This is a genomic window from Roseateles sp. GW821-FHT09H11 (assembly GCF_059415845.1).
On the sequence record NZ_JBWKOA010000001.1, the window covers coordinates 1,304,634 to 1,329,566 of the forward strand.

The 24,933-nt window shown below is 69.7% G+C and carries 17 protein-coding genes and 2 riboswitches; of the genes, 5 read left to right on the forward strand and 12 right to left on the reverse strand.

Annotation, left to right across the window (positions count from 1 at the left end; genetic code table 11):
• Window positions 1–220 precede the first annotated feature (220 nt).
• Genes AC07PR_RS05445 through AC07PR_RS05455 form a run of 3 tightly spaced genes read right to left on the reverse strand, consistent with a single transcriptional unit; the run spans window position 221 to window position 3,377 of the window.
• Window positions 221–1,714, reverse strand: coding sequence for an ATP-binding protein (locus tag AC07PR_RS05445; RefSeq protein ID WP_495134639.1), 1,494 nt, complete (start codon window positions 1,712–1,714; stop codon window positions 221–223).
• A gap of 8 nt (window positions 1,715–1,722) precedes the next feature.
• The gene (locus AC07PR_RS05450; RefSeq protein WP_297524135.1) at window positions 1,723–2,382 is read right to left on the reverse strand and encodes a response regulator; all 660 of its coding nucleotides are present in this window, start codon (window positions 2,380–2,382) and stop codon (window positions 1,723–1,725) included.
• Between the two features lie 50 nt (window positions 2,383–2,432).
• Window positions 2,433–3,377 (reverse strand): hypothetical protein, encoded by a 945-nt coding sequence (locus AC07PR_RS05455; RefSeq protein WP_495134640.1) that lies wholly within the window; start codon window positions 3,375–3,377, stop codon window positions 2,433–2,435.
• Between the two features lie 100 nt (window positions 3,378–3,477).
• Window positions 3,478–3,581, forward strand: a riboswitch (glycine riboswitch).
• Window positions 3,582–3,591: 10 nt separating this feature from the next.
• Window positions 3,592–3,712: riboswitch (glycine riboswitch) on the forward strand.
• A gap of 64 nt (window positions 3,713–3,776) precedes the next feature.
• Here AC07PR_RS05455 and gcvT point away from each other — a divergent pair.
• The 4 genes from gcvT to AC07PR_RS05475 all read left to right on the forward strand — a co-directional run bounded on the left by gcvT (window position 3,777) and on the right by AC07PR_RS05475 (window position 9,860).
• Window positions 3,777–4,910: a glycine cleavage system aminomethyltransferase GcvT gene (gene gcvT, locus AC07PR_RS05460; protein ID WP_495134641.1), complete on the forward strand. Its 1,134-nt coding sequence runs from the start codon at window positions 3,777–3,779 to the stop codon at window positions 4,908–4,910.
• Window positions 4,911–4,998: 88 nt separating this feature from the next.
• Window positions 4,999–5,370: a glycine cleavage system protein GcvH gene (gene gcvH / locus AC07PR_RS05465; protein WP_297524138.1), complete on the forward strand. Its 372-nt coding sequence runs from the start codon at window positions 4,999–5,001 to the stop codon at window positions 5,368–5,370.
• A 72-nt stretch (window positions 5,371–5,442) separates the two neighbouring features.
• Complete coding sequence (gene gcvP / locus AC07PR_RS05470) at window positions 5,443–8,334, forward strand: aminomethyl-transferring glycine dehydrogenase (protein WP_495134642.1); 2,892 nt, start codon at window positions 5,443–5,445, stop codon at window positions 8,332–8,334.
• 134 nt (window positions 8,335–8,468) lie between these two features.
• Window positions 8,469–9,860: an L-serine ammonia-lyase gene (locus AC07PR_RS05475; RefSeq protein WP_377155664.1), complete on the forward strand. Its 1,392-nt coding sequence runs from the start codon at window positions 8,469–8,471 to the stop codon at window positions 9,858–9,860.
• 212 nt (window positions 9,861–10,072) lie between these two features.
• On the opposite strand, the gene AC07PR_RS05480 is transcribed toward AC07PR_RS05475, so the two are convergent.
• The gene (locus AC07PR_RS05480; protein ID WP_495134643.1) at window positions 10,073–10,363 is read right to left on the reverse strand and encodes a hypothetical protein; all 291 of its coding nucleotides are present in this window, start codon (window positions 10,361–10,363) and stop codon (window positions 10,073–10,075) included.
• Window positions 10,364–10,632: 269 nt separating this feature from the next.
• On the opposite strand from AC07PR_RS05480, the gene AC07PR_RS05485 reads away from it, so the two are divergent.
• Window positions 10,633–12,078 carry an MFS transporter gene (locus AC07PR_RS05485; protein ID WP_495134644.1) on the forward strand — a complete coding sequence of 482 codons (1,446 nt, stop codon included), beginning with the start codon at window positions 10,633–10,635 and terminating at the stop codon, window positions 12,076–12,078.
• Window positions 12,079–12,137: 59 nt separating this feature from the next.
• Here the strand turns inward: AC07PR_RS05485 and AC07PR_RS05490 are convergent, their stop codons facing one another.
• The 8 genes from AC07PR_RS05490 to AC07PR_RS05525 all read right to left on the reverse strand — a co-directional run bounded on the left by AC07PR_RS05490 (window position 12,138) and on the right by AC07PR_RS05525 (window position 24,902).
• A complete protein-coding gene (locus AC07PR_RS05490) occupies window positions 12,138–13,046 on the reverse strand; it encodes a S1 family peptidase (RefSeq protein WP_495134645.1) in 909 nt (302 codons plus the stop codon).
• Window positions 13,043–14,347, reverse strand: coding sequence for a PilZ domain-containing protein (locus AC07PR_RS05495; protein WP_483105978.1), 1,305 nt, complete (start codon window positions 14,345–14,347; stop codon window positions 13,043–13,045). The genes AC07PR_RS05490 and AC07PR_RS05495 overlap by 4 nt, the downstream gene beginning before the upstream one ends.
• Before the next feature lie 75 nt (window positions 14,348–14,422).
• Window positions 14,423–17,323: an XrtA/PEP-CTERM system TPR-repeat protein PrsT gene (prsT, locus tag AC07PR_RS05500; protein ID WP_483105977.1), complete on the reverse strand. Its 2,901-nt coding sequence runs from the start codon at window positions 17,321–17,323 to the stop codon at window positions 14,423–14,425.
• A gap of 45 nt (window positions 17,324–17,368) precedes the next feature.
• Window positions 17,369–18,736, reverse strand: a complete 1,368-nt coding sequence (prsR, locus tag AC07PR_RS05505; RefSeq protein WP_377155672.1) for a PEP-CTERM-box response regulator transcription factor — start codon at window positions 18,734–18,736, stop codon at window positions 17,369–17,371.
• 73 nt (window positions 18,737–18,809) lie between these two features.
• Complete coding sequence (gene prsK / locus AC07PR_RS05510) at window positions 18,810–20,948, reverse strand: XrtA/PEP-CTERM system histidine kinase PrsK (RefSeq protein ID WP_377155675.1); 2,139 nt, start codon at window positions 20,946–20,948, stop codon at window positions 18,810–18,812.
• 107 nt (window positions 20,949–21,055) lie between these two features.
• Complete coding sequence (locus AC07PR_RS05515) at window positions 21,056–22,432, reverse strand: TIGR03013 family XrtA/PEP-CTERM system glycosyltransferase (protein ID WP_377155677.1); 1,377 nt, start codon at window positions 22,430–22,432, stop codon at window positions 21,056–21,058.
• A 546-nt stretch (window positions 22,433–22,978) separates the two neighbouring features.
• The gene (locus AC07PR_RS05520) at window positions 22,979–24,121 is read right to left on the reverse strand and encodes a branched-chain amino acid ABC transporter substrate-binding protein (RefSeq protein WP_377155678.1); all 1,143 of its coding nucleotides are present in this window, start codon (window positions 24,119–24,121) and stop codon (window positions 22,979–22,981) included.
• A gap of 352 nt (window positions 24,122–24,473) precedes the next feature.
• The gene (locus AC07PR_RS05525) at window positions 24,474–24,902 is read right to left on the reverse strand and encodes a DNA polymerase III subunit chi (protein ID WP_483105974.1); all 429 of its coding nucleotides are present in this window, start codon (window positions 24,900–24,902) and stop codon (window positions 24,474–24,476) included.
• Between the last annotated feature and the right edge of the window lie 31 nt (window positions 24,903–24,933).

A 24,933-nucleotide genomic window follows, 5' to 3' on the forward strand; every position in this document is an offset into this window, starting at 1 on the left:
ACTCAGGCGACTTCAACGCGGAGAGGAAACGCGTCGAGGCGAATCCAGCGGACGGAATGAGCATGAGAGACCTTTCGCGAAGCGTTGAGGTCCTTCATGGGTGGGAGCGGGAAGACACCCGGTTCCCTCGCGACATCGCGTCCGGCGCTGGCGCGCGATCGGGCACGCGTGGTGGCCATGCGGATGCGGATGCGGATGCCCATGCCGCTGCCGCTGGCGGTCAAGCGGGCGGCAGCGCGGGGGGCGGCGATGAAGGCGGCAGCAGCCCGGGCGGCGGCCCCGGCGGCAATCCGGACGGAGGCGGGGACGCGGCCAGCGGCGCGCGGGAGAGCGGCATCGCCAGCTCGACGCGCAGCCCGCCCAGCGCGGTGCTGTGCCCCAGCCGCAGCGTGGCGCCGTGGTCGTCGGCGATGCTGCGCACCAGCGCCAGTCCGAGCCCGCTGCCCGGCGCCTGCTGCGCCTGCGATTCGGACCGGTAGAAGCGGTCGAACACGCGCCCGCGCTCCGCGTCGGGAATGCCGGGGCCGTCGTCCTCGACCACCAGCAAGGCCTGGCCGCCGCTGCGCTCCAGGCTCAGGTCCACGCGGCCGCGGCCGTACTTGATGCCGTTGTCCAGCAGGTTGCGCAGCAGCATCGTCAGTGCCTCGCGATGGCCGTCGACCAGCACCGCGTCGCAGCGCTCCATGCCGAGGTCGATGCCGCGCGCCTGCGCCAGCGTCGCGCCGTCGATGACGGCATCGCGGCACAGCACGTCCAGCGCGATCGGCTGCGCCGGCGCCTGTGCCTTGGCGCTGTCCTGGCGGGCCAGCGCCAGCAGTTGCTCGATGAGGTGGGACGCCCGGTCGATGCCCAGGCCGAGTTTCTCCAGCGCCTGGAGGCGCGCGCCCTCGTCCGGCGCGCGGCGCAGCGACTGCAGCTGGAGCTTCAGCGCGGCCAGCGGCGAACGCAGCTCGTGCGCGGCATCGGCGACGAAGTGCTGCTGCTGCTCGAAGGCCTGGCGCACCCGGTCCAGCAGCGCGTTGAGCTCGGTGACCAGCGGCTGGACCTCAGCCGGCAGGTCCTCCTCGTCGACCGGGGCCAGGTCTTGCGCGGCGCGGCGCGACAGCTGCTGGCGCACCCGCTCCAGCGGCGCCAGCGAGTGCGACACCACCCACCACACGACCAGCGCCAGCATCGGCAGCATCAGCGCGGTGGGCAGCACGGTGCGCCAGGCCAGCTGTCCGGCCATGCGCTGGCGCACGGCGATGTCCTGCGCCACCTGCACGACCTGGAAGCGCCCCTGCACCGCGAAGACACGATAACGCTTGCCGCGCAGCGCGACGTTGGAGAAGCCCAGCACCGCGCGCTGCGGCAGCCAGTCCGGTCCGGCCGAGCGGTACAGCGGCGTGCCGTCCAGGCCCCAGACCTGCACGATCAGGTCGATGCTCTGCTCCTCGCCGAGCGGCAGCGGCAGCCCCGTGCCCATGCCCGCGCGCAGCGACAGCGCCACCTGCTGCATCTGGTAGTCGAAGATCTCGTCGGTCTCCATCAGCGCGTTGCGGTAGGCGCTCATGCCCTGCGCGAGCGCGCCGGTCAGCACCGCGCCCAGCAGGAACAGCAGCAGGCGGTAGCGCAGCGATCGCGGCAGCAGCGCCAGCCGGCCGCGGCGGCCCGCGCCGGAGCCGGCGTCCGCCTTCACGCCTCCATTCGCGTCCGCCTTCATGTCCGCATTCACGTCCGCCTTCATTCCTTGGGCACGCGGTAGCCCACGCCGCGCACGTTCTGGATCAGTTCCGCGCCGAGCTTCTTGCGCAGGCCGTGGATGTAGACCTCGACGGCGTTGCTGCTGATCTCGTCCTTCCAGCCGTAGAGCTTCTCCTCGAGCTGCTGGCGCGAGAGCACCATGCCCGGACGGGCGAGCAGCGGCTCCAGCACCGCCCACTCGCGCTGCGACAGCGTGACCGGATGGCCGTTGGCGGTGACCTCGCGCGTGGCCGGATTGATGCTGACGCCCATGTGCTCGTAGACCGGCTCCGCGCGGCCGGCGGCACGGCGCAGCAGCGCGCGGATGCGGGCCAGGAGCTCGTCGAGCTCGAAGGGCTTGAGCACGTAGTCGTCCGCGCCGGCGTCCAGCCCGGCCACGCGCTGGGCGGTCGCGTCGCGCGCGGTGGCGATCAGCACCGGCACCGCCTGCTTGCGGCCGCGCAGCGCCTGCAGCACGCTCATGCCGTCGCGCCTGGGCAGGCCCAGGTCCAGGATCACCAGGTCGTAGGTCTGGGATTGCAGCGCGGTGTCGGCGATCTCGCCGTCACGCACCCAGTCCACGGCGTAACCCTCGGCACGCAGCAGCTCGAGCAGCTGCTCGCCGATCATCAGGTCGTCTTCCACCAGCAGGAGTCGCATGGGCACGATTGTGCACGCGCGCCGAGGCGACCGCGGCCGCGAGCGGCCGGTCAGGCGTCCGCGGGGCGCCGTCGCACGGGGCCGGCCTCGAGGACCGCGGGCGCACGCCAGTCGCGCGACGGCGCGATCGGGAGCGGTGGGGGCGGCGGCAGCGGCAGATCCTTCGCCGGCGAGGGCGTTCTCCGGCGCCGGGCGGCAAAGCCTGCCCCCGCCTCCTTGGGCGATGTCCCCGCACGCAGCTGCTCGATCACGCAGCGGATCTGGACGAGGTCCCGCTGGCGCTCATGGATCACGGCCAGGCCGTCATGGTCCTCGGCGTCCTCGCGCGGCGAGCGGCATCGCCTGGCCAGCGCGATGGCGTCCCGCAGGCCGCTCGCGAACCGGACCGCCTTGCCGGTCGGCAGCGCATGCACGGAGAGGGACTTCCTGCTGCGCAGTTCACCGTCCACCTCGATCGTCAGTTCGACCCCACGCGGCAACTGGCCCGGCGGCGCCGGCAGCGGCCCTGTCCGGATCCGCAACCGGCCATGGCCCGTGAGCTCCCGGTCCACCGAGCACGGCGCGCCGAGCAGGCGCTCGACCAGCGAGCGGTGCTCCGGCGCCCCCCTCAGATCGGGTTCCTGGCGGACCGGAATCGCCACGCCGCCGATCCCCTGGTTCAGCACCGCGTCGGCCAGACGCACGAGCAGATCGCCGTCCTGCCCCGCGCCGGGTCCGGCGGCGATGGCCCAGGGATCGCCGGGTCGGCGCAGCACGCCGGATCGGGATCCGGACTCCAGCCCGGCCACCGGCCCCAGCGCGGCCCGCCAGGCGGCCACGCCCTGGGACAGCAGTCGCCGGCGCTCGAACGCCTCCTTTCCCGGCGCCGGTCCCTCCCGCCTCGCGGCGCTCCAGGCAGACGTCAGGTCGTGGCTGTCGGCCTTGGCATCGAGGCCCAGGCAACGCGTGAACAACGAAAAGATCGATGAGATGACCGGCATGTCGAGGGTTTCCATTCCTGCCCGTCCATCGGGCCGCTCCCCCTGTGTGCAGATGACGGCGCGGAGCACCTGTAAACCAGGCGGTCGCGAGGCGGACCGATTCCATGACTACAATGCGCGCCTGTCAGGAGAGAGCTCCCTCGCGGGAGCCGCCGAAGGCGCAGTGGCACAGGTGATCCCACGCTGCGAACGCTCAGGCAAAAGGACTGACGAAACGCTCGAGACATCGGGCGTCCTCACTGGAGAGAGGCGGGGCGGACCCTTTGGGTCGAGCCCGTCCACCGAAGGGGCAAGCCGCCGGTCAACCGCCGACGGCCAATCTCTCAGGTAAAGCGGACAGCGAGGGCATCTCCCCACCTTGACGTGACCGGTTCACAGTCGGGGTGGTCATGACGAATGCCCTCGGAGCGAGACATGTCCGCTGATCAGTCCTTGAACGCCCCCCTGCACAAGACCCCGCTGCACGCGCTGCACGTCGAACTCGGCGCCAAGATGGTGCCCTTCGCCGGCTACGACATGCCGGTCCAGTACCCCGCCGGCGTGATGGCCGAGCACAAGCATGCGCGAGCCCAGGCCGGCCTGTTCGACGTGTCGCACATGGGCCAGGTGCTGCTGGTCGGCGACGACGCCGCCGTGGCGCTGGAAACGCTGGTGCCGGTCGACATCGTCGACCTCGGGATGTTCAAGCAGCGCTACGCGCTCTTCACCGCCGACGACGGCGGCATCCTCGACGACCTGATGGTCGCGCGCCGCACGGACGGCCTGTTCGTCGTGGTCAACGCCGGCTGCCGCGACCAGGACATCGCGCACATGCGCAAGCACCTGTCGGGCCGCTGCGAGGTGCGCCCGCTGCCGGACCAGGCGCTGCTGGCGCTGCAGGGCCCGCAGGCCGTCACCGCGCTGTCGCGCCTGAACGCCGAGGTGGCCAAGCTCGTCTTCATGACCGGCGGCTTCTTCGAGCTGGACGGCATCCCGACCTTCGTGACCCGCTCGGGCTACACCGGCGAGGACGGCTACGAGATCTCGGTCCCCGCCGACCGTTCGGTGGAACTGGCCCGCAAGCTGCTGGCCCAGCCGGAAGTGATGCCCATCGGCCTGGGCGCGCGCGACTCGCTGCGCCTGGAAGCCGGCCTGTGCCTGTACGGCCACGACATCGACACGACGACGACCCCCGTCGAAGCCTCGCTGACCTGGGCGATCCAGAAGGTGCGTCGCGCCGGCGGCGCCCGCGCGGGCGGCTATCCGGGCGCCGCGGTCATCGACAGGCAGTTCGCCGAAGGCGCCGCGCGCAAGCGCGTGGGTCTGGTCAGTTCGGAGCGCATGCCCGTGCGCGAAGGCGCGAAGCTCGTCAACGCGGACGGCCTGGAGATCGGCGTCGTCACCAGCGGCACGCTGGGCCCGACAGTGGGCAAGCCGGTGGCGCTGGCCTATGTGCAGACGCCCTACGCCGCGCTGGGCACCGAGCTGTTCGCCGAGGTCCGCGGCAAGCGCACACCGATGACGGTCTCTTCCACGCCGTTCACGCCCAACGGATACTTCCGCGGCTGATCCGCGATCCCGGGTCACACGTCCTTCGATTCCCTCGAGCTCACCCTCGAGATTCCCCTTTCAACTTTCCGACGCACGGAGCCTCTCCATGAGCATCAAGTACACGCCCGACCATGAGTGGGTCGACACCACCGACGGCATCGCCACCGTGGGCATCACGGTCCACGCGCAGGACGCGCTGGGCGACGTCGTGTTCGTGGACCTGCCGGACGTCGGCAAGTCCTTCGCCGCCAAGGAAGTAGCCGGCGTGGTCGAGTCGGTCAAGGCCGCCGCCGACGTCTACGCGCCGGTGTCCGGCGAGATCGTCGAAGTCAACGAGGCGCTGCGCGCCGACCCGTCGCTGGCCAACACCGATCCGCTGAAGACGGGCTGGTTCTTCAAGGTCAAGCTGTCGGATCCGTCGGAGCTGGATGCACTGATGGACACGACGGCTTACGACGAGCTGGTCAAGAACAGCTAATCGCTTGAGCGATGCACGCAGGGCCCCTCGGGCCCTGCGGCAATGAATTCTTCTCTCCAGGATCGCCCCGCCATGTCCGCCCTGCCCTCGTTCGCCGAACTTGAAAACGCTGCCGAGTTCCACGCCCGTCACATCGGTCCCGACGCCCATGACGAGACGCTGATGCTCTCGGCCATCGGCGCCGCGTCGCGCGCCGCGCTGATCGACGCCATCGTCCCGGCCGCCATCAAGCGCGCCGCGAAGATGGACCTGCCGGACGCCGTGACCGAGTCGCAGGCGCTGGCCGAGCTCAAGGCCATCGCGGGCAAGAACCAGATCCTGAAGAGCTTCATCGGCCAGGGCTACCACGGCACGATCACGCCGGGCGTGATCCTGCGCAACATCCTCGAGAACCCCGCCTGGTACACCGCCTACACGCCCTACCAGGCAGAGATCTCGCAAGGCCGCATGGAAGCGCTGGTCAACTTCCAGACCATGGTCTGCGACCTGACCGGCCTGGCCATCGCCAACGCGTCGATGCTGGACGAGGCCACCGCCGCCGCCGAAGGCATGACGCTGGCCGCGCGCATGGGCAAGAGCAAGAGCCAGACCTTCTTCGTCGCCGACGACGTGCTGCCGCAGACGCTGGAAGTCGTGCGCACGCGCGCCGAGCCGCTGGGCATCACCGTCCAGGTCGGCAAGGCCGAGGACGCCGGCAAGACCGAATGCTTCGGCGCGCTGGTGCAGTACCCCGGCGTGACCGGCGTGGTGCGCCCGCTGCAGGCGATCGCCGACGCGGTGCATGCCCAAGGCGGCCTGCTGGTCGTCGCGGCCGACCTGCTGGCGCTGACGCTCATCGCGTCGCCCGGCGAGCAAGGCGCCGACATCGCCGTGGGCACCACGCAGCGCTTCGGCATGCCGATGGGCGCCGGCGGCCCGCACGCCGCCTACATGGCCTGCCGCGACGAGTTCAAGCGCTCGCTGCCGGGCCGCCTGGTCGGTGTGTCCGTCGACTCGCACGGCAAGCCCGCCTACCGGCTGTCGCTGCAGACGCGCGAACAGCACATCCGCCGCGAGAAGGCCACCTCCAACATCTGTACCGCGCAGGTGCTGCCGGCCGTCGTGGCCAGCATGTACGTCGTCTATCACGGCCCGCAAGGCCTGAAGCGCATCGCGCAGCGCGTCGCCGCCTACGCCGCCGTGCTGGCGCAGGGCCTGAAGGCGCTGGGCCTGACGCTGGTGCACGAGACCTCGTTCGACACGCTCCACGTGAAGACCGGCGCCCACACCGGCCCGGTGCTGGCCGCCGCCGTCGCCGCCGGCATGAACCTGCGCCAGGCCAGCGAGGACAGCATCAGCCTGACGCTCGACGAGACGACGACGCGCGCCGACATCCAGTCGCTGCTGACGGTCTTCGCCGAAGGCAAGCCGGTCGCGGACGCGTTCGGCGGCGCCTCGGCCTCGACGCTGATCCCCGCGGCGCTGTCGCGCACCAGCGCGTACCTGACGCATCCGATCTTCAACATCCACCACTCCGAAACGGAGATGCTGCGCTACATCCGCCTGCTCTCCGACAAGGACCTGGCGCTGGACCGCAGCATGATCCCGCTGGGCTCGTGCACGATGAAGCTGAACGCGACCAGCGAGATGATCCCCATCACCTGGCCCGAGTTCGCGCAGGTGCACCCGTTCGCGCCGCAGAGCCAGCTGCAGGGCTACGCGCAGCTCGACCAGCAGCTCACCGCCTGGCTGTGCCAGGCGACCGGCTACGCGGGCGTCTCGCTGCAGCCCAACGCCGGCTCGCAGGGCGAGTACGCCGGTCTGCTGATCATCAAGGCCTGGCACGAGTCGCGCGGCGACGCGCACCGCAAGATCTGCCTGATCCCGGAATCGGCCCACGGCACCAACCCAGCCTCCGCGCAGATGGTGGGCATGCAGGTCGTCGTCACCAAGTGCGACAAGGAAGGCAACATCGACCTGGCCGACCTGAAGGCCAAGTGCGAGCAGCACAGCGCCAACCTGGCCGCGATCATGATCACCTACCCCTCGACGTACGGCGTGTTCGACACGCACGTCAAGGAGATCTGCGCGCTGGTGCATGAACACGGCGGTCGCGTGTACGTGGACGGCGCCAACATGAACGCGCTGGTCGGCATCGCCGCGCCCGGCCAGTTCGGCGGCGACGTGTCCCACCTGAACCTGCACAAGACCTTCTGCATCCCGCACGGCGGCGGCGGCCCGGGCGTCGGCCCGGTCTGCGTGGTGGAGGACCTGGTGCCCTTCCTGCCGGCGCACCGCTCGGCCGGCCTGGGCGAGAAGACCGCCATCGGCGCCGTCAGCGCCGCGCCGCTGGGCAACGCGGCGGTGCTGCCGATCTCGTGGATGTACATCCGCATGATGGGCGAGGTCGGCCTCAAGGCCGCGACCGAGACCGCGATCCTGTCGGCCAACTACGTGGCCGCGCGCCTGTCGGACCACTTCGACATCCACTTCAGCGGCAACATCGACGGCGTCAAGGGCGGCGGCGTGGCCCACGAGTGCATCCTGGACCTGCGCCCGCTCAAGGACAGCAGCGGCATCTCGGCCGAGGACGTCGCCAAGCGCCTGATCGACTACGGCTTCCACGCGCCGACGCTGTCGTTCCCGGTCGCGGGCACGCTGATGGTCGAGCCGACGGAAAGCGAATCCAAGTTCGAGCTGGACCGCTTCATCGCCGCGATGCTCCAGATCCGCGAGGAGATCGCGAAGGTCGAATCCGGCGCCTGGTCGAAGACGGACAACCCGCTGGTCAACGCACCCCACACGGCCGAGAGCCTGCTCAAGACCGAGTGGTCCCACGGCTACAGCCGCGACGACGCCGCCTACCCGGTGCCGGCGCTGCGCCACGTGAAGTACTGGTCGCCGGTCGGCCGCGTGGACAACGTCTACGGCGATCGGAATCTGGTCTGCTCCTGCCCCCCGCTCTCGGCCTACGCCGACGAGTGATCAGGGTGATCGACGAAGGCCGCTGACGCGGCCTTCTTTTTGGCCTAGTTTCCATCCAGGCCGTCCGGCCCCGCGCGTCACGAGCGACGCGGGCGGGCGTTCCACATCCGCAAGAGCCACCCACGAGGTCCGCCATGGCAGTTTCCGTCTTCGACCTGTTCAAGATCGGCATCGGGCCGTCGAGCTCGCACACCGTCGGTCCGATGCGCGCGGCACGCATGTTCGTGCAGCGCCTGCGGCATGAGGGCGTGCTCGATCGCACCGTGCGCGTCGCCACGGCGCTGTACGGCTCGCTCGGCGCGACCGGCAAAGGCCACGGATCGGACAAGGCGGTGCTGCTCGGCCTGGCCGGGCACGAGCCCGACACCGTCGACATCGAGGCCATCCCCGGCGTCCTCGAGGGCATCCGCAACGACAAGCGCCTCGCGCTGGGCGGCGATCACGTCGTCGCCTTCGACGAGGCGCGCGACCTCGTCATGTACCGCCGCCAGAGCCTGCCGCTGCACGCCAACGGCATGCGGCTGATCGCCTACGACGCCGACGGCAACGAGATCCAGAACCGCGTGTACTACTCGGTGGGCGGCGGCTTCGTCGTCAGCGAGGAGGTGCTCGCGGACGGCAGCAAGCAAAAGCAGATCGCGCCGGACACCACCGTCCTGCCCTACCCCTTCAGGTCGGGCGCCGAGCTGCTCGAACTGACGGAGAAGGAAGGCTGCTCGATCGCCGAGATCATGCGCCGCAACGAGCGCCACTGGCGCACCGACGAGGAGACCCGCGCCGGCCTGCTGAAGATCTGGCAGGTGATGCAGGACTGCGTCCAGCGCGGCTGCCGCACCGAGGGCATCCTGCCCGGCGGCTTCAAGGTGAAGCGCCGCTCGGCCGCGCTGTACCGCGACCTGATCGCCCATCCGGAGGCCGCGTTGCGCGATCCGCTGCAGGTGATGGACTGGGTCAACCTCTACGCGCTGGCGGTCAACGAGGAGAACGCCGCCGGCGGCCGCGTCGTGACGGCGCCCACCAACGGCGCGGCCGGTATCGTGCCGGCGGTGCTGCACTACTACGCGCGCTTCGTCCATTCGGCCAACGAGGACGGCATCGTCGACTTCCTGCTGACGGCCGCGGCGATCGGCATCCTCTACAAGGAGAACGCGTCGATCTCGGGCGCGGAGGTCGGCTGCCAGGGCGAAGTGGGCGTGGCCTGCTCGATGGCCGCCGCGGCGCTGTGCGCGGTGATGGGCGGCACGCCGGCGCAGACCGAGAACGCGGCCGAGATCGGCATGGAGCACCACCTGGGACTGACCTGCGATCCGGTCGGCGGTCTGGTGCAGATCCCCTGCATCGAGCGCAATGCGATCGCGTCGGTCAAGGCCATCAACGCGGCGCGCATGGCGCTGCGCGGCGACGGCACCCACCACGTCAGCCTGGACAAGGTCATCAAGACGATGCGCGAGACCGGCGCCGACATGATGACCAAGTACAAGGAGACCGCCCGGGGCGGTCTCGCGGTGAACATTGTCGAGTGCTGACACGCCGCCGACGTGTCAGAGGGGGAGGCCGATTCGCGTGCCCCGGCGGTACGGCTTGCCGGAATCAATCGCGAGTCAGGCGGCGAAAACTGTCAGCACTCGAGCAAACGGTGGGTCCGGATCTCCCTGCCAGGCGTCCGCCCCATGACGATGACGCAGACTTCCTGACGGGAAGACCGGACCGGGATCGGATCAGCCTGGGTCGCTGATCGTCACGGTGCGGTGTCGCTGTCGCTGTCGGTGTCGGTTTCGGTGCCGCCGCCCGGCACGACGCCGGCCAGCGACGGGATCGCGGAACCGAAGCTCAGGTGGGCATCGGACACCATGCGGGCGCTCGTGACCGTCACCGGGAAGGTGTCGGTCACCGGCGTCGCGCCGCGTGCTTCCTGGACCGCGCTGAACATCAGGCCGGCGCCGATGGCCAGGCTGCTCAGCAGGATCGCGGTCTTGAAACTGCTGTTGCGTTCGGTGCGGATCGCTCGCAGGTACTTGGTGGTGCTCATGTGATGCCCCCCGGTTGATGGAACGAATGTTCCGCCTCAGTGCGTTCAGGCGGCAGACGTGCATGCCGCATCGCGCAGTGCAACGAAGCCGGCAGGCCGCGTAGGCGATCGACCGACAGCTGACAGCCGGTGACAGCACCGACCGCCGGGCAGGCGAACGGCACTGGCGGCGCCCCCTCGCCCGCTGCTACAAACGCGTCCGTGTCGATGTCACGGCGGCCCGCCCGTCGTGGGGACAGACACCCTCGGTTCAACACCTCCTCCTGGCCATGACCTCTCACCTTGATCCGAAACGGCGCCGCTGGCTGGCGCTCGGCGTGCTGTGCCTGGGCGTCCTGATGATCGTGCTGGACACGACCATCGTGAACGTGGCGCTGCCCTCGATCCGCGCCGACCTCGGCTTCACCGAGACCTCGCTGGTCTGGGTCGTCAACGCCTACATGCTGACCTTCGGCGGCTTCATGCTGCTGGGCGGCCGGCTGGGCGACCTCCACGGCCACCGGCGCATGTTCCTGGCGGGACTGGCGCTGTTCACGGCCGCGTCGGCCGCCTGCGGGCTGGCGCACACGCAGGCGCTGCTCATCGCGGCGCGCGCCGTGCAGGGGCTGGGCGGGGCGGCGGTATCGGCGATCTCGCTGTCGCTGATCATGAACATGTTCACCGAGCCCGGCGAACGCGCCAAGGCCATGGGCGTCTACGGCTTCGTCTGCGCGGGCGGCGGCAGCATCGGCGTGCTGCTGGGCGGGCTGCTGACCAGCACGCTGAGCTGGCACTGGATCTTCCTGGTCAACCTGCCGATCGGCGTGGTCGTGATCGGGCTGTGCCTGTGGCTCATCGAGCGCGGTGGACCGACCGCGCCGGACGAGACGCTGGACTGGGCCGGCGCGGTAACCGTCACGCTGTCGCTGATGCTGGCGGTCTACGCGGTGGTCAACGGCAACGAGGCCGGCTGGACCTCGGCGCGCACGCTGGGGCTGATGGGCACGGCCGTGGCGCTGCTGGCCGCCTTCCTCGTGCTGGAGACGAAGGTGGCGCACCCGCTGATGCCGTTGTCGCTGTTCCGGCTGCGCTCCGTGGCCGTGTCCAACGTGATCGGCGTGCTGTGGGCCGCGGCGATGTTCGCGTGGTTCTTCCTGTCGGCGCTGTACATGCAGCTGGTGCTGGGCTACGACGCGATGCACGTCGGCCTGGGCTTCCTGCCGGCCAACCTGATCATGGCGGTGTTCTCGGTGGGCCTGTCGGCGAAGCTGGTCATGAAACTGGGGCTGCGCAAGCCGCTGTGCGGCGGGCTGCTGCTGGCGGCGCTGGGGCTGGCGCTGTTCGCGCGCGCGCCGGCGGACGGCGGCTTCTGGCTGGACGTGCTGCCTGGGATGCTGCTGTTGGGGCTGGGCGCGGGCGTCGCGTTCAATCCGGTGCTGCTGGCGGCGATGAGCGAGGTCGCGCCGAGCGAGTCCGGGCTGGCCTCGGGCGTGGTGAACACGTCCTTCATGATGGGCGGATCGCTCGGACTGGCCGTGCTGGCCAGCCTGGCCGCGGCACAGACGGCGGAACTCGGCGCGATGGGCGCCGCGATGCCGGCGGCGCTGGCGCGCGGGTATCGCGTGGCCTTCGCGGTCGGCGCGGTGTTCGCTGCATCCGGCGGATTGCTCGCGCTGCTGCTGCGCGAGCCGGCACCGCAGGCCGGCGCGGCGGCGCCGGTGGCGCACCCGGGGTGAGGGCCTGTCGCCCAGTCGCGCCCCTCACTTCGGGACGACTCCGACGATGACTTCGCCGATCACTTGCCCAGCAGCGGCCACACGTACTTCACCGGCACCGCGTAGGTGATGCCGCTCGGCGCGCTGAGCGCCGATTCACGCGTGCCCTTGAGCACCACCATGTTGACGATGCCCACCACCTTGCCGGTACGGATGTCCAGCAGCGGACCGCCGCTGTTGCCCGGATAGGCCGTCGCGTCGAGTTGCAGGAATTCCATCGCGCCTTCACGCAGCTGGCGCACCGCGCGCTCGGACAGCGTGTTCGAGGTCGGCGCCGGCAGCGCCGCACGCGTGATCGCGGCCACGGTGCCGCGGTGCGTCGCCATCGTCACGCCCAGCGCCGTGCCGATCGGATAGCCCATCAGCGCCACGGCGGCGCCCTCGCGCACCACGGGCTGGTCGCCGTCGGTTTCGGCCAGGGGCAGCACGTCGACCAGCGCGCCCTTGTCGTCAGCCAGTTCCAGGATCGCCAGGTCGCGCGCCGTGTCGCGGCGCAGCAGCTTCACGGCGCGCAGTTGCGGCTGCCCCGACGCGTTACCCACCGCGGGCACGGTGATCATCAGGTCCTTCTCGATCGGGTTCGGGATCACGTGCGCGCAGGTGACGATGCGCCGGCCGTCGGCGACCGCGAAACCCGTGCCGCGAAAACCGAAGCGCGGGTTGTCCGTGGCCGCGAAGGTCCCCACCGCCACCACGGCCTGCCGGCTGCGGTCGATCAGGTCGGGCAGCGTGTTGGACATCTCCTGCGCCCGCGCCGGTGCGGACGCGCCGAACAGTCCCGCCATGCCCAGGGCGCCCCCCGCGCCCAGTGCCAGCAGCTCGCGGCGCCTCGGCGCCGTGGCATGCATGCCGCGATTGCTCGGCTCATTCACGGGATCGGACGTCGGGTCGGACGTCGGGTCGAACATCGGAACGGTACTGCCAGTCATGCGGCCAGGTCCTTCGTCGTGGTGCCCATCTCCAGCGTGGAGACGAAGCTGCGCCAATGGCGGTCGGGTTCGTCGATGCGGAAGCCGTAGAAGCTGCCCTGCTCGGTGTCCTTGCGTCGCACCGCGCGCGCGGTCACGTGCGCGGTCTCGTTGTGGCCGAGCTCGATCTCCACCGTGCCGTCCTGGTTCAGCGGCAGGTCGTGGTCGCACTCGGCCTGGAAGCCATGCGCCGACACCTCGATCACATCCAGGTCGAAATGCCCCAGCTGGCTGTCGTTGGCGGCACGGATGTCGAGGTGGCCCGGACAGCGGATCGAATAGCGCGGGTATTGCCGCAAGGAACGCCCCAGGTCCTGGCCGCCGCCGCTGAGCATCGGCAGCACCTCGCGGAACTGCGCGTCGTCGCGGTACACCGACCACAGCAGCGCCTTCTTGCGGTCGTCCATCGTCGGGAACACCGGCACGACCTGGTTGAAGAAGTGGTCGAGCAGCGCCGGCGTCATGACCGGGTCGTTGGTCGTGTGGAAGCGGCGCTCCGGCAGCCGGATGTTGGGCAGCCGGTGGCGGAAGAAGTAGTGGTGCAGGTTCTTTTCCGGCCGGCGGCCGCGGTAGCGGCGCTCGAACAGCGCGTCGGCCTCGTGCAGGTCCAGCGTCGCGCCGACCGCGGGCGCGCCGTTGGCGAAGTCGTACTCGGCCACCGTCTGCTCGCGCAGCCGCGTGAAGGACAGCAGCGCCTCGTAGAGCTCGATCTTGTCGGGGTTCACGGCGATCACCAGGTGCCGCGTGTCGAAGTACTCGGTGCAGTACTGGTGCATGAACTTCATCAGCGGGAACAGGATCGCGCCGCCGGTCTTGCGGAACGCGGGCGCGATCGCCAGCGCCGAGATCTCCGCGACCTTGCCGCCCTTGGCGCGCACCCCCTCGAGGTCGAAGACCGACTGCAGCGGGAAGCCGAAGACGCCCTCGCGCACCATCGAGATGGTGCCCACCACCTGGCCGTCGTACTTGGCGCACAGCGTCGTGGTCGTCGGCAGTGCGTGATAGATCGTCACGCGCAGGCCGCTCGGGTCGGGTTTCATGAAGCCGCTGCCGACGTAGGCGTCGTGCAGGATGCGGAAGCAGGCGTCGAGTTCCTCCTGCGTGTCCGCGACCTTCAGCTCCAGGCGCTCCGACGGCGCGGGATCGCAATCCACCATGCGCCGGTAGACCGCGAAGCGCATCGGCTTCGGGAGCGACGAGAACAGGCGCCGCAGCCCCTGATGGAGCCGCTTGCGCAGGCTGGATCGTCGAATCTGGCTCATGACCGTCCCCTCCCCGGGCGCGGTGGTGCCACCGTTACGCGGTCCCCGCGGCGATCGACCTCAGGATCGGACGCCTCAACGGATCGCGGCCTGCAGCTTGCGCACCTCGGCTTGTTGCTCGAAATTCGGTCCCAGGTCTGCCAGGCGCTTGAGTTCCGCCTCGGCCTCGCCCTTGTTGCCACCCGCCACGTAGAGCTGCGCGAGGCGCAGCCGGTACGCGGGAATGGTCGGCGCCTGCTTCACGGCGTCCTTCTGCACCTCGATGGCCTTGGCGTTCTGCCCCTTGGCGGCCAGCGCCTCGGCCAGCGTGTCCATGTACGGCGGCACGTTGGGACGGAGCTTGTTCGCTTGCTGGGCAAATTTCAAGCCCTCATCCGCCTTGCCGGCCCGCAGCCGCAGCCAGGCGACGTTGTTGGCCGCCGCCGCATTGTCCGGATTGGCGGCCAGCACCGCCTGGTACCGCTGCTCGGCCTCAGGATAACGGCCGGCGTTGAGCGCCACGTCGCCGAGGTGATACGTGAACAGCTCGTCCGACTTGAACTTCGCCAGATACGCGGCGGCCCAGCGGTCCGCCTCGTCCTTCTTGCCGGACTCGATCAGCACACTGTGCAGCGCGATCGCGAGCTCGGTGTTGGGCACCTTCGCACCGGCGTCCGCGGCCAGTTGATCCGCCTTGCGGTAGGCCGCGATCGCGGCCGGTGCATCCTTGCGCGCGCGGGCGATGTCGCCCTCGAGCTTCCAGCCCAGCCCGAACTTCGGCTGCGCCGTCTGCAGGCCCTTGGCCGCCGTCAGCGCCAGGTCGGGCAGCCCCAGTTGCAAGCTCTTCTCGACCACCTTGCGGGCCAGCTCTCCATCACCGGGCGCGATGGCCTGGGCACGCTTGAGCGCCGCGGTCGCAGCCGCCTTGTCGCCCGCCTGCGCATGCAGATCCGCCAGCCGCAGCGGACCGAGCGGCGAGCGGGGCTGCAAGGTCGCGACCTTGTTGAAGCTGCTGATCGCCTGCTGGCGGTCGCCCGTGGCGGCCTGCACCTGGCCCAGCAGGTCGACCAGCGCCGGGTTGTCCGGGCTCGCCGTCACGCCTTCCTGGGCCAGCGACAGCGCCGTCTTGAAGTCCTTCTTCTCCATCAGCAGGCCGACCGCCGCCTGGCGCGGCGTCGCGTCGTCCGGATGCTGCTTGGCGAGTTCCGTCAGGCGCTTGACGGCCGCGTCCCTGTCGATCAGCTTGTGGGTCAGCTTCAGACCCAGGAGGGCCATCTCCGCGCGCAGGTTCTTCGGCTCGGCCTTGAGCACCGTTTCATAGCGCTTGACGGCGTCCTCGGCCTTGCGGTCCTGCAGGTCCTGCGCGACCAGGCTGTTGGCCGCGGTCATCGAGCCCGGGTCGCGCTTGACCGCTTCCTCGAAGCTCGCCCGCGCGCCCGCGCGGTCGCCGCGCAGCAGCGCCAGGCGGCCGCGCAGCTCGGCGGGCGTCGCGGACTTGGGATCCTTCTTCTCCAGCGCCGCGATCGCCTGCGAGGCGCCCGCATCGTCCTTCTTGCGCGCCAGCACGCTGATCAGCGCGATGTCGGCCACGGTGCCCTTGTCCTCGGCCGCCAGCTGGCGCAACGCGGCCAGCCCGGCCGCTTCCTGGCCCTTCTGGATCTGGTTGAGCGCCAGCCCGACGCGGCTGCGCACGTCGTTCGGGTTGGCCTCGGCGGCGCGCGCCAGGAAGCGCTCGGCCTCGCCGCCCTGCCCTTGCTTGAGCCGGATCTCGGCGGCCAGCGCGAGCGCCTCCGACGAAGCCACCTTCGCATCGAGCGCCGGTTGCAGCGTGGTCATCGCCTGCTCGGCATCGCCGCCGCGCAACTGCAGCTGCGCCAGGGCGACGCGTGCCGGCTGCGCCTCGGGCGCGGCCTGGATGACCTTGCTGTACTGCGACTCGGCCTGTCGCAAGTCGCCGTTGGCCTGCGCCACCCGACCCGCCAGGAAGAGCGCGCGCTCGTTGTTCGGCGCCACCTTCAGCAAGGCCTGCGTGAGGTCGGTCGCCTCCTTGACCTGGCCCGCGTCCATCGCGAACACGGCGGCGTAGTAGTAGGTCTGGGGGTGCTGCGGCGCGGCCGCCTTCATCGCGGCGACGGCGTCCTTGGCCCCGGCCTTGTCACCGGCGCGCATCAGCTGGTTGATCAGGCCGGCATGCGCGCCGACGAGCTTCTTGTCGAGCTCCAGCGCCTTGCGGAAGCTCGCGACCGGTTCCGCCGATGGCGCCTCGGCCAGCACCTGCAGCTCGCCCTTGAGCTGCCAGGCCTCGGCCGACTGCGGCGACTTCTCCAGCACGCGCTCGACCTCGGCGCGGGCCTCGGGCAGCTTGCCCTCGCTGGTCAGCAGGCGCACGTTGACCAGGCGCACCGCCGCACTGTCGGGCGTCGCGCGCAGCGCCGCGTCCGCGGCCTTGCGCGCTTCGGCCATCTTCTGCTTCGCGACATAGGCGCCGACCAGCGTCATCTGCAGATCGGCCTCGTCGGCGGCGTTCTGCAGATGGGCGTTGCCGTACTGGCCGAGCAGCTCGTCGACCTTGCCCTGCATCAGCAGCAGCCGCGCCTGCAGCGCGACCAGCGCGTCGCCGCCGAAGCCTTGCGTCTTGGCCTTCCCGGCCTCGATCGCCGCGCCGGCGACATCGCCGCTGTCCAGCAGCGCCTTGGCGAGCAGGTAACGCGCCTCGGCCAGCGACTCGTCCTTCTGCAGCGCGTTCTTGAGCTGGATGATCGCGGCCTTGTTGTCCCGCTTCTCCAGGTGGCCCTTGGCGGACTTCACCAGGTCCTGCGCGGACTCGCCGAAGCAACCGGCCAGCAGCAGCGCCGAGCCCAGCGCCAGCGCGGTCGCGCCGCGCCGCAACGCGCGGCGGCCGTCGCGGGAAAGGCCGGCGTCCGCCACGCCGCAGTCAGCAGTCTGGGGGGCAGGCAAGGGTCCGGTCATCTTGGTGTTCTCAGGCTTGCGGGACATGCGTCGTCTCTTTCGCTGTCGGGTGGTCTGTCGGGTGATCGATGCTCAGGCCTTGACGCCGAGGCGGGCCATCAGGTCGTACAGCGTCGGCCGGCTGACCCCCAGCAGGTCGGCGGCCTTGGCGATGTTGCCGTCGGTACGGGCCAGCGCGGCCACGACGGCCTGGCGCTCGGCGCGCTCGCGCACGGTGCGCAGGTCGAGGTCGGCCGCGTCCGCCGGCACTTCGCCGCCGGCGGGCAACGGCAGGTTGAGGTCGTCGGCGGTGATGCGGTCGCCGTCGGCCATGATCGACGCGCGCTTCATGACGTTCTGCAGTTCCCGCACGTTGCCGGGCCAGCGGTGGGCCTCGACCGCGCGGATCGCGTCGTCGGCCAGGCGCAGGATGGGGCGGCGCTGCTCCGACGAGAAGCGGCGCAGGAAGGCATGGCTCAGCAGCACCGCGTCGCCGGCGCGATCGCGCAGCGGCGGGATGTCGACGACGATCTCCGCCAGGCGGTAGAAGAGGTCTTCGCGGAACAGGCCCTGCTCGATCTTGGCCTTCAGGTCCTGGTGCGTCGCGCCGACGATGCGCACGTCGACCGCGATCTCCTGACGCCCGCCCAGGCGTTCGATGCTGCGTTCCTGCAGGAAGCGCAGCAGCTTGGCCTGCAGCGACATCGGCAGGTCGCCGATCTCGTCGAGCATCAGGGTGCCGCCGTGCGCGGTCTCGATCTTGCCGACCGTGGTCTTGGTCGCGCCGGTGAAGGCGCCGCGCTCGTAGCCGAAGAGCTCGCTCTCGAGCAGCGCCTCGGGGATCGCCGCGCAGTTGATCGCGACGAAGCGGCCCTTGCGCTTGGACGCGTCGTGCAGCGACTGCGCCAGCACTTCCTTGCCGGTGCCGCTCTCGCCGAGCAGCAGCACGGTGGCGTCGCTGCCGGACACGCGTTCGACGGTGCGGCAGATGCGCTGCATCTGCGCGTCGCGCGTGAGCAGCTTGCCGGTGGGTTCGCCGTCCTGCTGGGTGAGCAGCCGCTGGTTCTCCTGCTGCAGCTCATGCAGGCGCATCGCGCGCTCGACGGTCAGCACCAGCACGTCCGGATCGACCGGCTTGGCCAGGAAGTCGTAGGCGCCCATGCGGATCGCGCGCAGCGCGTTGCTCTGGTCGTTCTGGCCGGTGAGCACGATGATCTTGGTGCCGGGTTCGAGCTCGATCAGCTTCTCGAGCAGCTTGAAGCCCTCGGAGGTCGAGTCCTGGTCGGGCGGCAGCCCGAGGTCCATCGTGACGACCGGCGGCTTGTGCCGGCGGAACTGCAGCACCGCGCTGGCGACGTCATCGGCGGTGACGGACTCGAAGCGGTCCATCGACCACTTCAGCTGCTTCTGCAGCGCGAGGTCGTCCTCGACGATCAGCAATGCGGGAGGTTGAGCGCTCATGTGGACTCCCCCCGCTTCGCGGGACCCTTCGGGAGGGAGGGCGTGCCGCCTTCGGGCGGCCGTGCGTCGGCGCTCATCGCGCCTCCACCAGTCCGGCATCGCTGCCCGACTGGGCGAAAAACAGCGGCAGCAAGATGGTGACCTTGGTGCCTCGTCCGGGCGCGCTTTCCACGTTGATCTTCCCTCCAAGTTCCTGCAGGTACTGGTAGCTCTCGTAGGCGCCGATGCCCATGCCCGCCGCCTTCGTCGTCTGGAACGGCTTGAACAGCCGTTGATCGATGAACTCCTGCGACATGCCGCAGCCAGTATCTTCCACTTCCACCTGCGCGTGGCTGCCCACGCGCTGCAATCGCAGCGTCACGCGGCCGTCGATCGGCGTCGCGTCCAGCGCGTTCTGCACCACGTGGCCGAGCACGCGCTCGATGCGTTCCTCATGGCCGCGCGCGCTGACCTCGTCGCGCAGCTCCAGGTCCAACGCGCGGCCCTTGCTGACGGCCGCCGCGGCCAGCCGCCGCGCGATCGCCGTCAGCGCGACGCCGCCGGCGCTGCCGTGATGCGGCTTGTCGCCCTCGCGCAGCTGCAGCATCAGCTGCCGCATCTTCTCCAGGGAGTTCTCCACCGTGTCCAGCATGTCCTGCTGGAACTCCGGGTTGTCGCGCAGCCGCTTGGCGTTCTTCATCATCAACGACAGCTGCGTGACGATGTTCTTGAGGTCGTGCACCACGAAGGCCGACATGCGGTTGAAGGCCTCGAACTTGCGCGCCTCCAGCAGCGCTTCCGCCGCCTGCATCTGCGCGAGGTAGCTGGCGGCCTGCTGGGCGGCGGTGCGCAGCAGGTCGCGCACCTCCCAGTTCAGCTCCAGCCGGGTGCGCGGCTGGCCCAGGATCACCCAGCCCGTCAGCGCGCCCGCATTGAGCAGCGGGATCAACAGCCAATGGCGGGCATCGCCGGCGATCGCCTCGGGCAGCGGCGCATGTTCGTAGGCGGCCGGGTCGCGGCGCCACTCGTCGAGGTCGACGATCCACGCGCGCTCCTGCAGCAGTCGCAGCAGCGGCTCGTCGGCGGTCAGCGGCTGGCGGTCGTCGTTGAGGTTCCAGCGCGCGGCCTGCTGGTACTCCGCGGCCGGCGCCGCCACCGGCGCGCGACGCAACCAGAGCGCGCCGGCCGGGCTCTCCACCAGATGGGCAAGCCCGCGGATCACCGATTCGCCCAGCTCCGCCGGCGACGCGCTGGCCGAGAGCATCGCGGTGAAGCGCAGCCATTCCTGCCGGTAGTCGTAGCGGTAGCTGAAGAAATGCTTGCTGATGTAGACGCGCAGCTTGGCGCGCAGCGAGCCCGACAGGCCCATCGTCAGCAGCGCCAGCACGCCCACCGCGAGCAGCACCTGCTGCAGCGCGCGTCCCCATTCGCCGCCGGTGTAGCGGACGTAGTAGCCGATGCCCGACACGCCGAGCAGGTACACGCCGACGATCAGCAGCGTCGCCGAGTGGAAGGCCGCGGTGCGCGAGACATGCAGCTTGTCCAGCCACTTCTTGTGCCGGCGGCTGGCCAGCCACAGCAAGGGCACGGCCAGGCTGTGCACGGCGGCGCGCACGCTGAGGGCGTCGCCGTCGAACTGCGCGAACAGCGAGGCCTGCGAGAACACGAACACGTCGAACGCGAACACCGCGCCCAGGCCCAGGCTGACCGGCTTGGCGTTCCAGCGCGCGTCGCTGTCGATGTTGCGCAGCATCTGCTCGATCAGCACCAGCCCGAACACGCCCAGGCCCAGCCAGGCCATCGTCATCGGACGCTGCATCGTGACCAGCGGCGCGTCGCCCCAGTAGCGCCACAACGGCAACGCGACCGCGGTGACCACGCCGGCCCACGCGAGCCATTGCAGCGGCCGCGCGACGCCGGCGCTGCGCGAGCGGCCGTCGTCGTCGCGCGATTCGATCAGCGCCAGGATGAAGGAGAACCACGCGCCGTAACGCAGCGCGTCGCAGATGGGCAGGAGCACGAGGGCGGGCCACTGGTGGCCGCCGAGCCAGCCCTGCTCGACCGCGGCGTCAAGACCGGCCCACAGGGCCGTCAGCAGCAATGCGGCCTGCAGTCGCAGCGCGCGGCGCCGGTGCTGGCCGAACTGGGGCAACACCACGACCGCCAGGGCCAGATGCGCGAATACCGCGACGATCCCCGACGCGGCGCCGAGGCTCAGGGTGTTGGCCCACATGGATCAATGTCCCGACGCGCGGGCCGCGATCAGGAACGGCCGCGGACACCGGCGCAAAAATGGACGCAGAAACGGGACGCCGGGAGCGCAACGCTCCGCCGTCGCGCTCAGCGCGCCCCCCGGCCCGTCAGGACCACCGCCACCGTCTCGAGCATGATCAGCAGGTCGAGGAACAGCGTGTGGTTCTTGACGTAGTACAGGTCGTACTGGAGCTTCTCCAGCGAGTCCTCGATGGTCGAGCCGTATTCGTAGCGGACCTGCGCCCAGCCGGTCACGCCCGGCTTCACGCTATGGCGCACCGCGTAGTACGGGATCTGCGCGACCAGCTCGTCGACGAAGAACGGGCGCTCGGGACGCGGGCCCACCATGCTCATCTCGCCGCGCAGCACGTTGATCAGCTGCGGCAGCTCGTCGATGCGGACCTTGCGGATGAAGTTGCCGACGCGCGTGACACGGGCGTCGTTCTTGGTCGCCCACTGGGGGCGGCCGTCCTTCTCGGCGTCGTTGCGCATGCTGCGGAACTTGATCACCTTGAAGGTCGCGCCGTTCAGGCCGACGCGTTCCTGCGTGTAGAAGATCCCGCCGGGCGATTCCAGCTTGATGAGCAGCGCGGTGACGGCCATGATCGGCGCGGTCGCGACCAGCAGCACCAGCGAGGACACGAGGTCGAAGGCGCGCTTGACGGCGCTGCGCAGCACGCCCTGGTTGAAGCCGTCGCCGAAGATCAGCCAGCCGGCGTGGACGTGGCTGATCTTGATCTGCGCCAGCGTCTTCTCGAAGTAGGTGGCCAGGTCCACGACGCGGATGCCGTAGAGCTTGCAGTCCAGCAGCTGGCGCAGCGGCATGCTGCCGCCGCGGCGCTCGGACAGCGCCACGACGATCTCGTCCACGCCCAGGCGCATCGCCGCGTCGGTCAGGCTCTCGGCGGCCAGCAGTTCATGCGCGGGCACCTGCGGGTCGATCTCGTTCGGGCCGGGCAGGAAGCCGACGATGTGCGCATGCGGATCGGCGGCGCGCAGGCTCTCGCTGACGGCCAGCGCGGCATGGCCGCTGCCGAAGATCAGGATCTTGGTCCGGCCGGCGCCCTGCGCGCCGGAGTGCGCGGCGTACACGCGGTGCACCATGACCAGCGCGACGGCCAGCATGGCGGTCGTGGTCAGCAGGTCGCGGTGGGAGACGGTGGCGGGGATCAGGCTGAACAGGCCGTAGGCCAGCGGCAGGCCGATCAGCAGCGCGAAGAGCGCGCGGGCGCAGGACTGCGTCAGCGAGCGCTTGTGGGATTGGGAGTAGAGGCCGGACGCGGAGTTGATGACGAACATGCCGCCGGCCAGCGAGAGCCCGTAGGACGCGGCGAAGGTCACCATGTGCTCGCTGCTGCCCTGGCTCAACGCGACCGCGAACACCGCCGCCACGATCAGGCCCAGGTCGAAGAGCACCTGGACCAGGGTTCGACGATGGAGGTAATGGTTAAAAATTCGAATCATGCCCGTCCCCAAAGCTGGTCACGGCATCCTCTCGGGATGCTGTCGCCGACCCGGGTGAACCTCTCAGGACCGCTCGTCGCGAACACGTCCTCCGCCAGAGGAGGCCCCATTCGCTGCGGGGGGCATCATGCCTCCCACCCCCAGGCTTGAAAGCCCCCTGTTTGCAGGGGCGTTCGCCTTGCAATCCGGCTCGGTTGAACCCGTCTCGCCGACCGCCGCGGAATCCCCGAATCGACCCCTTGGCGCGTTGACCGGGGCCATTGTCTGTAGGCCCTGTTAGGTGCAAACCCCCTGACTGAATGCTTTGAGGGGCTCTCGTGCGGGAATGCACGTGAGTGAGGGGGGTGCCCCCTCGATCAAGGGACAGGCCCGCGTCGTCCCGACGTCGGCTTGTCAGAGAGGAACCGTGAAGGGACGACCAGGGAAACGACGGACGAAAAAAAACGCCCACCGAAGTGGGCGTCGTTTTGACGTCGCACGACCGTCGCATGACCGTCGTGCGACAGCCGGATCCCTCTCCCGAGGGCCCCGGCCTCGCGCCGACGATCAGCGCACGACGGCGATCTGCTCGCGGTTGCCGCCCTTGTACGTATACAGGGTCAGCGCGCCGTTCTTGATGTCGCCCTTGGCGTCGAACGCGATCGTGCCGGTCACGCCCTTGTAGTCGGCCGTCTTGGCCAGCACCGGCAGGTAGACCTTCGGATCGGCGGACTTGGCCTTGACCATCGCGTCGACCATCACGTTGACCGCGTCATAGACGTACGGGGCGTAGATCTGGACCTCGACCTTGTACTTGTCCTTGAACTTGGTCTTGAAGGCGTCCAGCGACTTCTTCGACTCGCCTTCCACGCCGCCCGCTTCCGCGCAGACGACCTGGCTGTCGGCCAGCGTGCCGGCGGACAGCTTGGGCAGTTCGGCCGTGCAGATGCCGTCGCCGCCCATGAACTTGGCTTCGATGCCCAGCTGCTTCATCTGGCGCAGCATCGGGCCGGCGACGGCGTCCATGCCGCCGAAGAAGACGACGTCGGGCTTCTTGCCCTTCAGGGAGGTCAGGATGGCGGTGAAGTCCGTGGCCTTGTCGTTGGTGAATTCACGACCGACGACCTTGCCGCCGGCGGCCTTGACGCCCTTCTCGAATTCATCGGCGACGCCCTGGCCGTAGGCCGTGCGGTCGTCGATGACGGCGATGGACTTGCCCTTCAGCGAGGTCACCGCGTACTTGCCCAGCGTGCCGCCCAGGTGCACGTCGTCGGCCACGACGCGGAACGCCGTCTTGTAGCCGTTGCGGGTGTACTTGGGGTTGGTCGCCGACGGCGAGATCTGCGGGATGCCGGCGTCGCTGTAGATCTTGGACGCGGGGATCGTCGTGCCGGAGTTCAGATGGCCGATGACGCCGTTGACCTTCGAGTCGACCAGCTTCTGGGCGGCGGCGGTGCCCTGCTTCGGATCGCCGGCGTCGTCTTCGGCCAGCAGCTCGAACTTGACCTTCTTGCCGCCGATCGTCACGCCCTTGGCGTTCAGCTCGTCGATGGCCATCTTGGCGCCCAGTTCGTTGTCCTTGCCCAGGTGCGCGATGGCGCCGCTGGTGGGACCCACGTGGCCGATCTTGACCACCGCATCCTGCGCCAGGGCGGCGCCGCTTGCGGCAATGGCGATTGCGCCCACGATCACATTCAGCTTGGATTGCATCTAGGAACCTCCGACTCGGGAATATGTGGAATGACGTTGAGTTCTCAACGCGAGCGACCATACCCCGAAAGACGGAAGCGTTTCCATAGTGAAAATGCTGTGAACGCGGTCACGGCGCAGACGTTGTCGCGCCCCTGTCACCGGGGCAAACCCGGATGGTTTTCGCAGGAGTGCGACGGCGTGCACACAGGCCGCACGCGAAGTGCGGATTTCCGCCCAGTCGATCGCGCATCAGGGGGATTCGCGCCCTGCCCATGGGCTTCGCGGCACCACGACGGCGCAACGCGTCACCGGCCTGGCACCAGCCCGGCGCGGGCTTCGCCTGGCGACGAAATGACAAGAATCAGTCGGCTCAGGCCGACATGACGTGGTGATTCAGCGTCAGGCCGAGCGCCTTGTAGGCCTTGAATCGTCCGCGTCCCGCGGCGACCTGGTCGGCGTCGGTGGAGACCAGCTCCAGCACACGCTCGAAACGCTCGAGGCCGGGCGGTACGCCGGGCTCGAAATTGAGCAAGACCTGGCACCCGGCCAGCGCATCGAGCTGGTCCGAGAGCAGGATCGGGGTGCGCGCCCGCAGCGCCGCCGGGGTGTCGGCGCGCAGCAGCAGGTGCGGGAGGAATTCGCCGGGCTCGAAGGTCCAGAGCGTCTGGTCCAGCCGCTCCAGCAAACGCATCGGGCCCCAGATGCCGACGGTCAGTCCCGCCGCCTGCGTCTTGCGCAGCAGGCGGCAGGCGTAGACCTGGCGATCGGGCACGCCGGTATAGAAGTTGACTTCCGTCACCGGACCCGCCCTTCCCTCGTCAGCTTGCGGA